This window comes from Collimonas silvisoli, assembly GCF_018305005.1.
Classification (GTDB): domain Bacteria; phylum Pseudomonadota; class Gammaproteobacteria; order Burkholderiales; family Burkholderiaceae_D; genus Collimonas; species Collimonas silvisoli.
Window position 1 is genome coordinate 1 of the sequence record NZ_JAGQEG010000120.1, and the last position, 15135, is coordinate 15135.

Annotated in this window: 14 protein-coding genes and 1 pseudogene; 6 read left to right on the forward strand and 9 right to left on the reverse strand. The window is 56.8% G+C overall.

What is annotated here, in order from left to right:
* From icmH to tssM, 3 genes are all read left to right on the forward strand, one after another.
* Positions 1-458 (forward strand): type IVB secretion system protein IcmH/DotU (icmH, locus tag KHU33_RS23125; RefSeq protein ID WP_211467330.1); only part of this gene is annotated, 458 nt, incomplete at its 5' end.
* Positions 459-474: 16 nt separating this feature from the next.
* Complete coding sequence (locus KHU33_RS23130) at positions 475-735, forward strand: PAAR domain-containing protein (RefSeq protein WP_211467332.1); 261 nt, start codon at positions 475-477, stop codon at positions 733-735.
* Positions 736-787: 52 nt separating this feature from the next.
* Positions 788-4492, forward strand: coding sequence for a type VI secretion system membrane subunit TssM (gene tssM / locus KHU33_RS23135; RefSeq protein ID WP_211467335.1), 3705 nt, complete (start codon positions 788-790; stop codon positions 4490-4492).
* A gap of 74 nt (positions 4493-4566) precedes the next feature.
* Here the strand turns inward: tssM and KHU33_RS23140 are convergent.
* From KHU33_RS23140 to KHU33_RS23160, 5 genes and pseudogenes are all read right to left on the reverse strand, one after another.
* Positions 4567-4980, reverse strand: a pseudogene (locus KHU33_RS23140) (response regulator transcription factor); the annotation flags it as partial.
* 79 nt (positions 4981-5059) lie between these two features.
* Entirely contained in the window at positions 5060-7495 is a 2436-nt protein-coding gene (locus tag KHU33_RS23145; protein ID WP_211467353.1) for a CHASE2 domain-containing protein, read from the reverse strand.
* A 29-nt stretch (positions 7496-7524) separates the two neighbouring features.
* Positions 7525-8838, reverse strand: a complete 1314-nt coding sequence (locus KHU33_RS23150) for a FecR domain-containing protein (RefSeq protein ID WP_211467355.1) — start codon at positions 8836-8838, stop codon at positions 7525-7527.
* Between the two features lie 59 nt (positions 8839-8897).
* Positions 8898-9596 carry a response regulator transcription factor gene (locus tag KHU33_RS23155; protein WP_211467370.1) on the reverse strand — a complete coding sequence of 233 codons (699 nt, stop codon included), beginning with the start codon at positions 9594-9596 and terminating at the stop codon, positions 8898-8900.
* A 370-nt stretch (positions 9597-9966) separates the two neighbouring features.
* Positions 9967-10443 carry a YbhB/YbcL family Raf kinase inhibitor-like protein gene (locus KHU33_RS23160; protein WP_211467358.1) on the reverse strand — a complete coding sequence of 159 codons (477 nt, stop codon included), beginning with the start codon at positions 10441-10443 and terminating at the stop codon, positions 9967-9969.
* Positions 10444-10576: 133 nt separating this feature from the next.
* Between KHU33_RS23160 and KHU33_RS23165 the strand changes: the two genes are divergently transcribed.
* Together KHU33_RS23165 and KHU33_RS23170 are read left to right on the forward strand one after the other, a co-directional pair.
* Positions 10577-10990, forward strand: a complete 414-nt coding sequence (locus KHU33_RS23165) for a hypothetical protein (protein WP_211467360.1) — start codon at positions 10577-10579, stop codon at positions 10988-10990.
* A 47-nt stretch (positions 10991-11037) separates the two neighbouring features.
* The gene (locus tag KHU33_RS23170; protein ID WP_211467376.1) at positions 11038-11508 is read left to right on the forward strand and encodes a ferritin-like domain-containing protein; all 471 of its coding nucleotides are present in this window, start codon (positions 11038-11040) and stop codon (positions 11506-11508) included.
* A 105-nt stretch (positions 11509-11613) separates the two neighbouring features.
* On the opposite strand, the gene KHU33_RS23175 is transcribed toward KHU33_RS23170, so the two are convergent.
* Genes KHU33_RS23175 through KHU33_RS23185 form a run of 3 tightly spaced genes read right to left on the reverse strand, consistent with a single transcriptional unit; the run spans position 11614 to position 14539 of the window.
* Positions 11614-12543, reverse strand: a complete 930-nt coding sequence (locus tag KHU33_RS23175; RefSeq protein WP_211467361.1) for an MlaD family protein — start codon at positions 12541-12543, stop codon at positions 11614-11616.
* 18 nt (positions 12544-12561) lie between these two features.
* Complete coding sequence (locus tag KHU33_RS23180) at positions 12562-13374, reverse strand: ABC transporter ATP-binding protein (RefSeq protein ID WP_329956114.1); 813 nt, start codon at positions 13372-13374, stop codon at positions 12562-12564.
* A 55-nt stretch (positions 13375-13429) separates the two neighbouring features.
* On the reverse strand, positions 13430-14539 hold the full coding sequence (locus tag KHU33_RS23185) for an MlaE family ABC transporter permease (protein ID WP_230414503.1): 1110 nt from the start codon (positions 14537-14539) through the stop codon (positions 13430-13432).
* Positions 14540-14794: 255 nt separating this feature from the next.
* On the opposite strand from KHU33_RS23185, the gene KHU33_RS23190 reads away from it, so the two are divergent.
* Positions 14795-14992 carry a hypothetical protein gene (locus KHU33_RS23190; protein ID WP_211467365.1) on the forward strand — a complete coding sequence of 66 codons (198 nt, stop codon included), beginning with the start codon at positions 14795-14797 and terminating at the stop codon, positions 14990-14992.
* A gap of 51 nt (positions 14993-15043) precedes the next feature.
* Here the strand turns inward: KHU33_RS23190 and KHU33_RS23195 are convergent.
* A partial coding sequence (locus tag KHU33_RS23195; protein ID WP_211467150.1) for an IS3 family transposase occupies positions 15044-15135 on the reverse strand: 92 nt, incomplete at its 5' end.

A 15135-nucleotide genomic window follows, 5' to 3' on the forward strand; every position in this document is an offset into this window, starting at 1 on the left:
TGCTGGCGCAATTCCATCATGGCGATATCGACGGCGGCCGGAAGTTTTTCTTGCTGGCTGGCCGATTGACGACGGCACAGCCGGAGCAGCATCGTGATTTGCTGGAAGTGATGTATCACATTCTCAGCCTCGGTTTTCAGGGGCAGTACCGCACTGATCCCGATGGTCGACGCCACCTTGCAACGATACGCAAGCGCCTGGATGCTCTGATTGCAGCGGGCCGTGAACCGGCGCCGTCGGCGTTGTCGCCGCATTTGCAGGGCGTGGCGCCGGATCGCTTCCAGGCGTTGCGCAGCATTCCGGTGTGGGTGTCGGCTACCGTGATGACGCTGGCGGTATTGGGGACATTCGGGTATTACAAATACCAGTTATCGATATTGCGCGGCCAGGCGGTCGACAACATCGTCACCATCGGCAATATGACAGCGCCACCAGCAGCATTCTCTCCAAGCAAGTAATCAAGGAACAGCGACTATGAAAAATGCAGAAGGCAAGGCAGTGATCCGGCTCGGCGATAAAACCGACCACGGCGGCGTAGTGATCGGCGCTTCGGCCACGACAAAAGTGATGGGTATTGGCGTGGCACGAGAACGCGATATGACTCATTGCCCCAAATGCAAGGGCGACTTTTCTATCCTGCCTAAAGGCGATGGACTCAGGGAGGAGGGTAGATTGGTTGCCCATGATGACGATGAAACCGCTTGCGGCGCAAAACTCATTTCTTCTCTTGGATAGAGAGATCTTTTGCTGTGCCGGCCCGATGACCTGGAATATCTGAAAAGCTAGAATGACGAATCCCTCTCCCGTAGACGTCGCTGCCCCTGTACCGCAGCCATCCGACGCCGTTGCACCCGCGCCGGACAAGCCATCGGACGATGCCGCTGCCAAGCCGCAGCCGCAGCCGCAGCCGAAAAATCGTGCGCCTGAAAAGAAAGCCAAAGCCGATAAGAATCAGGTCGATCCTGCCCTCAAAGGTGCGCTGGACGAGATGGACGGATTATTTCGGCACTCTTTGCGACAGCTTAAAGTCATGCGCGACGCCGGCGGACTATGGCGGCTACTGGAGGGCAATCGGTATGTGTACGAGCTGCCCTGGTATTTTGCAATCGGCAAGCATGGCGCGGGTAAGACCAGTGCTTTGCGCAATTCGGGCCTGAAATTTCCGCTGTCCGCGCCCATAGCGCTTGCTCCCGATCTGTCGAGCGCTCAGAACCATGACGGCTATGGCGATTGGTGGCTATCCGATTCCGCGGTGCTGATCGATACTGCCGGGCGCTACATTACACAACAGGCCGATGCGGCTAAGGACCAGGCGGAGTGGCATGGTTTTCTAGGCCTGTTGCGTAAATACCGCAGACGCACACCGATCGATGGCGCGATGGTGATGCTGGATATCGGCGAGTTGCTGATGCAGAGCGAGCAGGAGCGCTTGGTCTATGCTGGGCAATTGCGCGCGCGCCTGCACGAATTACGTACTGAATTGGGCATTCGTTTTCCGGTCTATGCGATCGTCACCAAAATGGATGTACTGGAAGGCTTTGCCGATTATTTCCATGCGCTGACCTCTGAAAACCGAGCGCAGGCATGGGGTTTTACTCTGCCGCATGTGAAGGCGGGAGCAAATAGCCATATCGACAGCCTTGCGTTAAAAATGCAGTTGCAGGCAGAATTGCAGGCGCTGAGTCGGCGCCTTGAGGATGGTCTGCAACAGCGATTGCGGGATGAAACGGATGGCGAACGGCGGTGTGCATTGTCGGCGTTACCGCAGGAATTCGACAGCCTGACGCCGGCATTGGCGTCAATGCTTGACGCCGTATTTCGCGATAGCCGTTTTGACAATACGCAAGCGCAGCACGCGCTGCGCGGCGTCTATTTCACCAGCGCCGCGCAAGGGGAGTGCAGCATTGCAGCGGATCGGGAGACCTTGCTGCAACGTCAAATGGCGGCCGAAAACCATGATGACGATGCGGCAAGTCTTGCCGCGACCGATGCATACCGTGCTGCGCTGCTGATGAGCCCGCCAGGCGGCAACCGCAGCTATTTCCTCACCGATCTTTTCAGCAAGGTCATTCTTCCCGAAGCGCATCTGGCACGTCCGAATCTGCGTCGCTTGCTCCGCTTCCGCCTGTTGCGCTGGATCGGCCATGCCTGTGTTGCTGCATCCGGTTTCTGGTTGCTGTCTGGGCTGATCCTGTCGTTCGGTAACAACTCTGGCTATTTACATGCGATCGCCGACAAGACCACCCATCTTAAGCAACGCATGAGCAAGTTGCTCGCCTTACCCGATGCCGAAAAAATGCTGGCAGTGCCGGATGCGTTGACGGCAGCGCAGGAGTTGCCGCTGCATCGCGGATTGGATATCGATGATCCATCAACCGGTTGTGGCTACGGCTTGTACAGCGCGCCGCCGCTGGCGGCAGCTGCGCACCTCACCTACGCGCATTTAGAAGACCGCTTGTTGTTGCCGCAGATAGTCAAACGCATGGAAGAAACGCTGACGACTGCGATCGGCAGCAAGGATGCCAAGACCACGTATGACACGTTGCGCGTCTATTTGCAGTTGCACGATAAAACCTATTTCAACGCCGCCGATGTCAAGGCGTGGGTGGACAAGGATTGGTTGTCGCCGGATAGCGCGGCGGTGTTTGGCGGCCGGGCATCGATGGTGGCCCATGTCAAACAGTTGTTTTCCGGGGAGCGCGTGGTGCAGGCGGCTGCCCCGCAAAACGCCGCCATGGTGCAGCAGGCGCGTGATTTTCTGAATGCCAATCCCTCGACGCAGCGGTTATACGAACGGGCCAAGGCTGCCATGCTGCAAGAAGCACCGCAGGATTTTACCTTGACCCGAGCTGTCGGGCCGGGAGTGAGCGGGATGTTGTCCCGCGTGTCCGGCAAGTCTTTGGATAAGGGGGTTCCCGGCCTGTTTACCTATGACGGCTATCACAAGCTGTTCGATACACGCTTAGCGGAATTTGTGACGAAAGCGCAAACTGACGATGCCTGGGTCATGGGACATCATTATTCTGATCAAAAGCCATCAGATTCAGCCAGCCCCCCACTCGACGATGATCCACTGACGTTGGATATCCGGCGTCAATACCTGACAGACTACGCGCAGCACTGGACGGCGTTCTTGGAGGATATCGGCACTGTCAGCGGGCGTGACCTGAAAACCGATATGGATGTTCTGCGAGCATTCTCGGCAGCGGATTCACCCTTGTCGCGTCTGGCGCGAGCGGCAGCGCGGGAAACCACGCTGTCGCGGCCGTTGGAGGTGCCGCGCGACGACGATAAAAACCTGCTGGATAAAACCGCCGACAGCGTCAAGCAGAAAAGCCGGGGCACCTTGGGCATCAGCTTCCAGGAAAGGCTGGAAAAAGAATTGGTCGATAACCGCTTCGCCGCCTTGCGCGAGGTCGTGACAGGACAAGCAGATATCGGGCAGGCGAGAGCCGTTGCCATCCCTGCCATGGCAAACGTCACTGTATTGCTGAATGCGTACTACACCTTGCTGACGATCGCAGATACCGCACTGGCGTCGAATAGCTTGCCGCCCGACAGTTTCGACGCGGCGATCAAAGTGGGGCAAGCCAGCGATCAGTTGCCGGCGCCATTCAAGGCCATCTTGCGCACATTGGCGGACAGCGGCACAAACAAAATAGCGGATGCTGCTTCTGCCATTTTCCGAAGCCAAGCGCAGCAGCAGGTCGACCGTATCAATGGGCTGATGGAAACCCAGGTCAGTGAACTGTGCAAGCGCGGCATTGAGGGGCTTTATCCATTTGCCGCGAGTGCTAACGAGGTGTTGAACGAGGATTTTACGCGGCTGTTCGCCGCTGGAGGCGCCGCCGACAATTTCTTTCAGAACCAGCTCGCAGCGTTTGTCGATACCAGCAACCGTCCCTGGAAATACAGGAGCCCGGCGCTAGCGAATCCTGCCGAGGCAACGGCAGCAGGAGCGCCTGGCGCGAGCACGGCTGGCCCCACAGCGCAAGGGGAATTGCTCAAGCTGCTGGCGCAACAAGGCCCGAATCCCGATCTGTTTGCACGCATGCGGGCCATCAGAGAAGTATTTTTCCGTGAGCCTGGCAGTAAGCAGATGGCGTGGAAGGTCGATGTGAGAGTGAAAGACATGGACCCTAGTATTGTCGAATTGCTGGTCGATCTCGACGGCCAGGTGCAGCGCTATGTGCATGGGCCGGTACAAGCTCTGACGGTCAACTGGCCCGGCCCGCGCGGCGGCGCAACGACCGAACTCACCGCGTCCCCGCGTATCAGCAAGGACACCTCCACCATCGCCACCGATGGGCCGTGGGCCTTGATGCGTCTGTTCGAGCGGGGCAAGCGGATTGGCTCGGCTGCCCATGGCCGAACCGCGGTCGAGTTTCAGTTCGATACCCGCAAAGTGGTGCTGGAGGTGGATAGCGGCGCGGCGCTGAATCCGTTGACCTCGGATGTATTGAAAAGCTTTTCTTGCCCGGGGGGAGGTTGATGCTTCGCCCTTTCACAATTGCCGAATTGCGTGGCCCGATATTTCTGCATACGTCACAAGCCGGATGCAATCGTTCACGCGGCGGGTACCTCAAGCCTTTCGAGCCGGTAGCCATAGCCGTAGATCGGCACTATGCGATAGCCGTTTTGGGGCCTTAGATCCAGTTTGATGCGTATTGCGGAGACGTGGGTGTCGAGCGTTCTGGTGGGGATGTCGGCCAAATGCTTCCATACCGTTTCGATGATGTGGGCGCGAGACAACGGTCGAGCCAGATTGCGAAAAAGCAGTAGCGCGACCTGAAACTCCTTTTGTGACAGCGTCACGGGTTCGCTGCGGTGAAACAGGCGGCCTTCCTGCAAATTGAAAAGATAATCGCCGAACTCCTGACTGGGCATCGGCAGCTCCTGCCGATAGGTCCGGCGCAACAAAGTTGTAACGCGGGCGAGGAGCATGGAGGAAGCGACCGGCTTGACCACATAGTCGTCGGCTGCTTCTCATCGCGGAGAAACCGAGGCGGTACAGGAAGTGCTGATCCGGTTGGTGGTGCGGCAGGCAACATGCGTATTGTCATGTGCCGGTCAGGGCCGCCGGGTTCTGGTATGACAATTTCACGGAAGCGGCAAGCGGGAGACGCATAGTCATCGTGGTGCCATGTCCTGGTGCGCTCTCGCAATGTATGCTGCCGCCATGCCGGACCACGACCGTTTTGACAAAGGTCAGGCCGAGACCGACGCCGTCGCTGTATGGCTGTCCCACGCTGCGGAAACGGTGAAAACGTTCGAACAGGCGCATTTTGTGTTCGTGCGCGATGCCGTAGCCTTGGTCGCGAATGACGCACTCGACCTGATCCGGCAATCCCTTGTTAATCGACAGCAGGCATTCGATATGCGTATGCGGCGGACTGTATTTGATCGCGTTGTTCAGAAGATTCACCAGCGCGCGCGCGATCATCGAACACTCGGCCTTGATCAGAAATTCGCTATCGGCAATGTCACAGGCCAATTGGATTTTCCTGGCATTCGCAAGAGGCCAGACTTCATCGACGGCGCTATTCAAGATATCGGCAAAATTGACAACTTCGAAGGCGTAATCCTGCGTTTCGGCTGCGGCGAGCTGGACGAAGCTGTCGGCCAGCGCAAGCGCGCGGCGGGCATAACGCTCAATCCGGTCAAATGCCAGGTTGACACTCGGGAAATCCGGCCCGGGGCGCTCTAGTTCGATCAGCGCAACGATAGATGCTTGCGGCGAGCGCATATCGTGCGACAGAAGATGCAGCATTTCGTCGCGCTGGCTTTGCGCTGCGTGCAGGATAGTGACATCGCTCAGATTGGCGATCCAGCCGATCAAATCGCCCGTCATACTCATGCAGCGCGCATATTTGAGTACATATTGCTGTCCCGCCGCACTTTGAACTTCAACACCTTGCTCCATCACTGCGGTGTCTTCGATGCGGGAAGGATCGAGCAGATACGGCCATTGCAGGCAGCGCTCTAAACCCGATTCGCTGCCGATGAATCGAACGAACTTGAGCGTGCACAGCAGTTCCGGCAGCGTGCATCCTTCCAGCTCGCCGCCGCTGGGCGCAGCCAGGCAATCGCGGGCCGGCTGATTGACGAGGCGCACGTATCCGCTGCGATCGGCAACCAGAACCGGGTCCGGCAGGCTGTTCAAACTATCCCAGACGAAACGTTTTAAGTCCCGCACTTGCTGGGCTGCTTCTCGTATCAGCGAGATATTGCGTTCGAGTTCCTGGCCAGCGGACGAGATGGCGGTATTGCGGCGATTCTGCACCAGCTGCGGTTCCTCGGCGAGTTGCTCAAGTTCCGCGCCGATGAACGACATGGCGACTTCAAGCCGGCGCCAACTCCATAACGGATAGATGGCAACCAGTGTGATAAGCGCCGGCACAGGCATGATCCAGATGTCTCCGTACAACAAGAGCATGCTGCTTGCGCCCAAGGTGGCGAACATCAGGGTCAGCAGAAGCAGTATGGACTGGCTGGGCGTCAGGAACAGAAAACCCGTAAATAGCAATGCAAGCGGCAACAGTGAATAAAGGACCGTCGGCCAGCAAGCGAAATGCTCGATATATCGGCCGGACAGAAGGGCGTCGAGAATATTGGCATGTATATCGATGCCTGCCATCGAGCCGTTGTGACTGGAAACCGCGGTAGTGACGTGTTCCAGCAAGCCGTCTGCGGTCGCTCCCACCAGCACGAATTTGTTGTGGAAAAAATCGGAAGGTACCCGACCTCGCAACACATCGATGAACGATACGTGTGCATAAGACGCGTCCGGATCGGAGAACGGGATCAACATCCCGTTGACGCGTAGCAAAGGAGGAAAAGTCGAGGGCGCCGGCTCGGCTTGTCCGGTGGGGGCCGCCATCGGTAGCGGTGCTTGCCTGCCGCGTTCCGCCCAATAGGCCGGTAATGTGAACTGCGGCCAAAGTCGCTGGCTGTTCCCTTCGAACAGCGCGATGTTGCGCACAATGCCATCCCGATCTGTCTCGAGATTGATGTGCCCGATTCCGGCTGCGACGGCACGCAACGGCTCCACCGGCAGCAACCCATGTCCGGAATGCGGGTTAGTCTGGCCGGACTCGACCACCATCGGCAGATAGACGGGCGCCAGTGACATCGCTTGCGCGAGAACTGCATCTTCGGCAGAGGGTTCGGTAAACAGCACGTTATACATCACCGCACGCGGACTCCCCGCCGCAATGCGTCGTAGCGCCTCCGCATGATGCAGCCTGGACCACGGCCATCTGCCGAGCTGCGCCAGGCTGCTGTTATCGATGGTGACGATGACGATATCCGTACTTGGCGGGCGCGACTGATGCTGCAACAACCAGTCGTAGACAAGATTGCTGGCGGAATCGGTCAGGTGATATGCCACCAGTACAATGATGAATACCGCTCCGGCACAACCGAGCAGCAACCATTCGCGCAGGAAGCGATGATCTTTGGCGCGAAGGAGTTCGCGAGGTAGCCAGGTGAGCATGGGATAGGTCAGTGTGAGGCGAAAGTATTCTATTGACCCACCGTGAACGACCGTATCGATGCCGGTTTTTCACGGGACTCATTATTGCTTGGCGACAACGCGGCAGCCACGCTCCAAAAATATTTTCCCGGCTTCAGATCGGACAGAACCAGGCGCGTGCCGGTCAACGCCGTTTGATCGAGCACCGGGTCATGCAGTTGCAAGTCGGTTGCCAGCACGAAGTGATAGGTCCGTTGTGCTCCTGCACCGGCATGCGCATCTTCAGTCCAGCGGAATTCGAAATTGGCGGTACGGGCTGCCGCGGCGCTTGCCTCGGATAGCCTGGCGCGTCGGAAGCTGTAGATTTGCGACAATCCTTCAATACCATGACTATCGATTGCGGACAAACGGACAAAATAGTTTCCGGAAGGCATGTCGTCGAAGATGGCGCGCGGACCCTCCACGCGAGCCTCATTAACGATATGGAGGAAGCCGGCATCCGTCGCAATCGCAGCCCGGTAAGCGCGCGTCTCGGGCATCGCTGCAATCTCGAAAACAATTTGCAAACCGTCCTGTACTCTGCCTGGTTCAGTCAAAGAGGGGGCAGGGAGCATCTGTATGGGAGCGCTAACATTTCCGGCAGAATCAGAAATCACGCCGAATTGTTGTGGCACCAGCACTGGCGGAGCATCCGGTCCTTGCGCTGCGACCTTGCCCTCCAGCACTTCGACTGTGGTGTTACCGACTCCGACGTTGTCGCCATAAACGACCCGGAACTCGGTGCCGCGCACGCCAGCAATGAGGGATGGTGAAATGATGTTATAGCGGTCTTGCGGTTTCAGCGGGGTGACCTTGGTTTCGACTTCGCCTTGTTTAAGCTCAAATTGCCGGTCAACAACGCCCGTCAACACCGTGGCGCGCAGATGCTTGATCAAGATTGTTGTATTTGCGTGCAGCGTGACATGCGAGCCGTCCGATAGCTGAATGGTGGCGAACGAATTAGGCCCGGTGCAGACTTTATCGCCTTCGATAAGCGCGGCATCGAAACTCAACGGCAAGAATGGCCCCGGACCTGAGGTTCGCTCAACCGTACCGCTTACCGCAATCGCCCGGGCGGCGAGTAGCGATTGTTTGAGCAATGCTAACGGTATATGCAGTGTCGAATCCGGTTGCAGATGTTTGGGATCCGAGACACGGTTGAGTTTCTTGAGTATCGTCCAGCTTCCTATATCGGTCAGATAGTATGCGGAGAGGTCGTAAAGTGTGTCGTTGACACGCACCGTGTAGTCGACCGTCGTCTTGGCACGCTCGCTCTGCGCCTGTGCGGAATACGCCACCGACATAGCGGCGGCGAATGTCAGCACACATGTAGCCGTTCTTGTTCGAGATACTTCTGTAGACGTCAAAAACCTGAAGTAATAATTCACGCGGCAGGCACCTCAAGCTTTTCGAGCCGGTAGCCGTAACCGTAGATCGGCACTATGCAATAGCCGTTCTGAGGTTTCAGATCCAGTTTGACGCGTACTGCTGAGACGTGGGTGTCGAGCGTTCTGGTGGGGATGTCGGCCAAATGCTTCCATACCGTTTCGATGATGTGGGCGCGAGACAACGGCCGAGCCAGATTGCGAAAAAACAGTAACGCAACCTGAAACTCCTTCTGCGACAGCGTTATGGCTTCGCCGCGGCGAAACAGGCGGCCTTCCTGCAAATTGAATAGATAGTCGCCGAACTCTTGAGTGGCAATCGGCAGCTCCTGCCGATAGGTCCGGCGCAACAAGGTGGTGACGCGCGCGAGAAGCATGGCAGCGGCAACCGGCTTGGTCACGTAGTCGTCGGCACCGGCGTTCAGGGCAGAGATGATGTCGGTTTCGCGCGATCGGCTTGTCATGAAAAGCACGGGGAGATTGGCGTCGCAGTTTTGCCGGATCCAGGCAAGCACCAGGTCGCCCGGCATGTCGACGACATTCCAGTCCAAACTCACCAGATCGAAAGTTTCCCGTTGCAGCCGATGAATCAGCGCGCGTCCTTCTGTAAACACATAACAGCTATGACCGGCAGGTGTGAGAGCTTTGGTGACAAACTGTAATTGACTGGGGTCGTCGTCAAGAATGGCGATGCGCATATGATCAATAAAACTGTTATTCGCTAAAACAATTTGCCCCAAAAATGTGCGGCAACCCCAGGCGGCGGCGAGCCATTCTGGTGCGTACTGCAGGTAATTGTTACCTGGCGCGTCCATAGTAATGGAACGAACAATTGTTTTCCACCGTTTAACAGATAAAGAATGTCAGAGAATGACAAATGTGGCCGGTATGACTCAGGTTATTTCGGGCGCCTTGATATTTTTTTTCGCCACTACTTTCGCTTTTTGCAACCGCTTACGCGTTGGATTTTAGATGGGATGTGACTGGCCATTACGCGTATGCCGACAGGATAGTGCTTATGCTTCCTGCCGGATTTACTTTGCCTCCTAAGCGGATGCTGGCAAGTTCTTAGCTTCCCTTCTGGTAGCTGCCGATCAGCACGGCACTGGCGATGACATGGGCCGCCATGGCCTTTTCCAGCATCGCCTTGGTCGGTTTTCCGAGATCTGGAAGTACGATATCCAGGGCATAGAGCTTATGAAAATAGCGATGGCGCCCGATCGGCGGGCAGGGGCCGGCGTAGCCGGTGCGATTCCAATCGTTCAAGCCATCCTTGGTGCCGGCGGGCAGTTTCGCCTCGGGGACAGCTGCCTTGAGTCCGCCCGTCTGAGGCGGGATATTGTAGAGCACCCAGTGCACCCAGGTTGTTTGTGGCGCCGCCGGGTCAGGCGCATCCGGGTCGTCGACGATCAGGACCAGACTGCGGGCCGCCGCCGGCACCCCGCTCCATACCAGTTCAGGGGAAATATCCTCGCCTTCGCACGTGCAGCGCCTGGGGATCGTGCCGTCTTGTGAAAACGTCGGAGAATTAAGCGTCATGATCATGGTTTCGCCTCCTGGAATATCTCATCCAATTGCTTATTGGTTCAAAGAACGCCTTGCTATTCATCTTAATCTTTGCTAAGCCTGAATTGAATAATCATTTGTTGATGACGGCGATGACAACAAGGAGGCAAAAATGGATGATTCCGTACGCAAGGTCAATTATTTCTCAATGGCGGTTTCGAACAAGGCGGGCGAGGGGGCGAGGGTGCTTTCTGCTTTGGCTGACGGCGGCGTGAACCTGCTTGCTTTTACCGGCTTTCCGCGCGGCCAGCGGGCGCAGGTGGATTTCATCCCCGAAGATGCGAAGAAATTTGTCGCAGTCGCCAAGAAGGCTGGCTGGGCCATGAATCCTAAAAAGACCGGCTTCCTGATACAGGGCAAGGACCGCACCGGGGCACTTCTGGATGTGCTGCAGAAACTCGCCGACGCCGGCATAAAAGTGACCGCGATGGACGCCGTGGTCGGCGGCGACGGCCGTTACGGCGCGCTGCTTTGGGTGAAGCCGGAAAATGTCGCAAAAACGGCCAAACTGCTAGGCGCGAAATAATCGTCCAGCAAGCAGTTTCAATTAACACGAGGAATAACATGAATGACATGAACTATGCTGAGAAGCGGCTGACAATTGATGCGCTGAATCGCATCATGGAACTCGAATTAGCGGGAGTGGTGCGTTACACGCACTATTCATTGATGGTCTACGGATATAACCGCATACCGATCGTTTCATGGCTCAAGGACAATGCACTGGAAGGACTTGGACACGCCCACAAGGCCGGAGAAATGGTGACGCTGCTGGGCGGGCATCCGTCGCTGAAGATTGGACCGTTGCTGGAGACTGCAAAGCACGATATCGGCGACATCTTGCGTGAAAGTCTGGAGCTTGAAAAAACCGCGCTCGCGGCCTATTACGATTTGTTGAAGATGACTGAAGGCCAGTCGATATTGCTTGAAGAATATGCACGGGAAATGATCGTCCTGGAGGAACTCCATCTTGATGAGGTCAACAAGATGCTGCGACGCCCGGGCGACATTGAACCGTTTGAAATTGAATCGGCTACAGCTTGACTGGAAAAGGCCGGGATATATTGATTGCCCGTTATCCGTTATCAGTTATCCCGGTCATGTTTTTGCCCTCACCATCTATGCATCATTATGGTTAGATGGTGAGAATTAATGTGTCTCTGCCGGTAGCGAAAATCCATCTTCACCCGGCCCTGGCTGTGCCGGCTTTCGTCCAAATAACAGGCTCTGCGGTTGTTGCTGGACGTCCGATAGCACGCGATCCAGCACATGGGAGCTATGCGAAAAATCATTGATCATGACATGCAGTTGCGGCAGCGTATCCTTTAAATCCTGGCTGGTTTGACCCAGATTGTCAGCTGTGCTGCCGATGCGATCCAGGGTATCCACGCGCGCACGGACTTCTTGCGTGAGATCGTTCAAGTTGGAAAGCAAGGGATCCACGCGCGCCAGGGCTTTGTCGGTGCGGGCGCTGATGACAGGAAGCTTCTTGAGCGTCGGTTGCAGTTCGGCGGCGAGGTCGGCGATCCGGCCCGAAGCAGTCTTAAGGTTGGCGATCGTCAGCGACAACTGTTCCAGATTGTCGTCATTAAGCAGTTTGTTCAGCCGCTTTGCCGCTTGGCCGGTATCGCGCAGCAGCTCCTGTCCTGAATTGCCGACCTGGTCGAAAAATGAGGGTCGCATTTCGATACGGCCGATTTCTTCGGAATTGAGCACGAGCTTTTCCGGCTTGCTGCCGTCGTCGTCCAGTTGTACGTAGGAAAGCCCGGTAATGCCGAGATAGCTCAATTGCGCATAGGTGCCCTGGTTAATCGGGGTTCCCTTGTCGACACCGATCCTGACCAGGATCAGATGCGGGTCGGTCGGGGAAAACTGGATATCCTTGACCTTGCCGACATCGACGCCGCGCAGGCGCACCGGGGCATTGCGGTTCAGGCCCGACACCGGCGTCCTGGATAGAAGCAGGTAATCCTGTTGATCGCCGGCGTCGCCGTTCAGTCTGATCGCAACGAATATCAATCCGACGCAAAGCAGTACCAGGAACAGGCCGGCGGACAGGGCGTGGGCGCGGTTTTCCATTGAATATCTCCTGGTGTCCTACGCAACCTGCCGGCCGACGGCCAGCTTATCGCGGAAATCCTTGACGCTTTCCTGTTCGCAGCGCTTGATGTGGCCGAGGAAGAAATTCTGCACGAACGGATCGGAGTGGTGCACGATGTCCCACAGCGGGCCTACAGTCAGCAGTTGCTGGTTGGCGAGGATGGCGACCCGATCGGACAGGGCCAGCAGGGTGTCGACATCGTGCGTCACCATCACCACGGTGAGGTTCAGCGCGCGCCGCAGCGCTTCGATCAGTTGCACGAAACCGTGGCTGCGTTCGGGATCAAGGCCGGCGGTGGGTTCGTCGAGGAACAGCAGTTCGGGATTGAGCGCCAGCGCACGGGCCAAGGCGACGCGCTTGACCATGCCGCCTGAGAGTTCTGCCGGCATCTTGTTGGCGCTCATGGCGTCGATCTGTACCAGGTCGAGTTTCATCATGACCAGTTCACGGATCACGTCTTCTGGCAGTGCCTTGAGTTCGCGCAGCGGCAGTGCGACGTTGTCGAATACGCTCAGTGCCGAGAACAGTGCACCCTCCTGGAACAGGACGCCCCAGCGGTTGCGGGTCTGGCGCAGGTCGCTGACCGCGCAGCCTTGCAGCGGGACGCCGAATACTCTGATGGCGCCGCGGCTGGGGGCTTCGAGGCCTAGCATGAGGCGCAGCAGGGTGGTCTTGCCGCTGCCCGAACCGCCGATGATCGCCATCACTTCGCCGTAATTCACAGTCAAGGTCAGATCGCGGTGGATGACCGTATTGCCGTACTGGGTCCATACGGCGCTGATGTCGATGACGTTGCCTGTTGTGTTCACGTTAGAGCCTGCACGATTATTTTTGAAGGATACTGCTCTCTGATCTGGCTTGCATTTAAAAACCCACATTAGAAAAAATCACTGCAAAAATCGCGTCCACAATGATCACGATAGTTATCGAAGTAACGACCGAATCTGTGGTGCTGGCGCCCAGGCTCTCCGTGTTTGGCTGGATTTGCAAGCCGTAGTGGCAGGCGATTAATGCTACCAGCATGCCGAATACGGATCCTTTGCACAGACCTAGCCACAGGTTGGCGATCGGCACGGCAGCGGGCAGACCGTGCAGGAATTGCTGGTAGCCGATTCCCAGCTGCAAGTAGGCCGACAAAATCCCGCCGAGCAAGGCGGCCATATCGCTCCAGATAATCAGCAGGGGCAGGGTGACGGCCAGCGCCACGATCTTTGGCAGCACCAGGCGCTGGGTATGGGAAATACCCATGGCTGACAAGGCATCTAGTTCGCGGGTGACGCGCATGACACCGAGTTGCGCCGTCATCGAAGAACCAGAACGTCCGGCTACCAGTATGGCGGCTAGTATCGGCCCCAGTTCGCGCACAATGCCTAAGCCCAGGATATTGATGATGAAGACATCGGCGCCGTAGTTTTTCAATTGGATCGACGACAGATAGCTCAGCACCACGCCGACCAGGAATCCGACCAGTGCGGTGATGGCCAGCGCCTGGCTGCCGGTGCGATGGACGTTGGCGGAGATCTCGCGCCATGGAATATCACTTGGGTGGCGCAGCAGATACAGACCGTCCAACAGCAGATTGCCAGCCAGGATCGTGATGGCGCGCAGGCTCTTGCAGAACGACAATAAGCCCCGGCCAAGTTGCACCAGCAGCGCAAGCCGATCGCGCGGCACCGGCGGCGGGGGCGCAAATGGCTTTGCAGCCAGATTGGCGAACATCTCTTCGTATTCCGGCTTGAGCTGGATGTCTGGGCGGCGCCGGCCCCACATGCGCCACAGAAACAGCGCGCCGGCGGCGTCCAGTTGTTGGATAGAGCGCAAGTCCCAGCGTGCATTGGCATCCTTAGCGTATTGCGCCAATTGCGGCCGCAAAGTGGCGACATCCGGCAAGATGACGCGCAACAGCCAAGTGCCGCTGACTTCAATCCTGATGCCGTCGGCATCGGTCACGCGCAGCAAGCGTGGCGGAGTCATGGTGATGGTCATACATAAGGAAATGCAATACTAAAAGAGATCGAGAGATCGTATCCATCATAGTAAGTCAGCACTATTTAGGCAATCCTGTCTGGCGGCTCGCAGCTGATATTGCGTCGACAGATGGGTTGTCCGGCCTTGTCGCTTAGCCATGACGGTTCAGCGCAGAGATTTTGAATCTGTAGTGAAATTGTCATTTTTCTTTGCTATGATGCAATCTCTTGACCTAGGGGATGGCCTATGCTAAGGAGTGATGTGAAAAAGACAATTGAACTGTCGATGGAGGAAGTGGACGCCGCCGTGCTGGGCTTGACGGAAAGGATTGCCTTTCTCTCAGGCATCATGGCGACGCGCTCACGCAGTGCTTACGACGAACACCACGCCAATTTCCTGAGAGACGCCATCAATGCAAGATCGGCGCTCATCACTGGGGTGTCGATGCAAGCGAAATAAAAAACGGCCCAGATCGTGAACTGCCCCCATAAAGTTGGACGGTTTGATTTGCTAGGCTGCTAAGGGCTGGGTTCTGTATTGCACAGGACTCAGCCCGTTTAGTTTCAATTTGATGCGGTCGTGATTATAGTAGTGAATGTACT

Excerpts from the sequence above, each read along its gene's own strand:
- KHU33_RS23160 (WP_211467358.1), bottom strand. The coding sequence starts at position 10,443 with ATGATCATGACGCTTAATTCTCCGACGTTTTCACAAGACGGCACGATC.
- tssM (WP_211467335.1), top strand. The coding sequence starts at position 788 with ATGACGAATCCCTCTCCCGTAGACGTCGCTGCCCCTGTACCGCAGCCA.
- KHU33_RS23145 (WP_211467353.1), bottom strand. The coding sequence starts at position 7,495 with ATGCTCACCTGGCTACCTCGCGAACTCCTTCGCGCCAAAGATCATCGC.
- KHU33_RS23170 (WP_211467376.1), top strand. The coding sequence starts at position 11,038 with ATGAACTATGCTGAGAAGCGGCTGACAATTGATGCGCTGAATCGCATC.
- KHU33_RS23175 (WP_211467361.1), bottom strand. The coding sequence starts at position 12,543 with ATGGAAAACCGCGCCCACGCCCTGTCCGCCGGCCTGTTCCTGGTACTG.
- KHU33_RS23165 (WP_211467360.1), top strand. The coding sequence starts at position 10,577 with ATGGATGATTCCGTACGCAAGGTCAATTATTTCTCAATGGCGGTTTCG.
- KHU33_RS23130 (WP_211467332.1), top strand. The coding sequence starts at position 475 with ATGAAAAATGCAGAAGGCAAGGCAGTGATCCGGCTCGGCGATAAAACC.
- KHU33_RS23155 (WP_211467370.1), bottom strand. The coding sequence starts at position 9,596 with ATGCGCATCGCCATTCTTGACGACGACCCCAGTCAATTACAGTTTGTC.
- KHU33_RS23185 (WP_230414503.1), bottom strand. The coding sequence starts at position 14,539 with ATGACTCCGCCACGCTTGCTGCGCGTGACCGATGCCGACGGCATCAGG.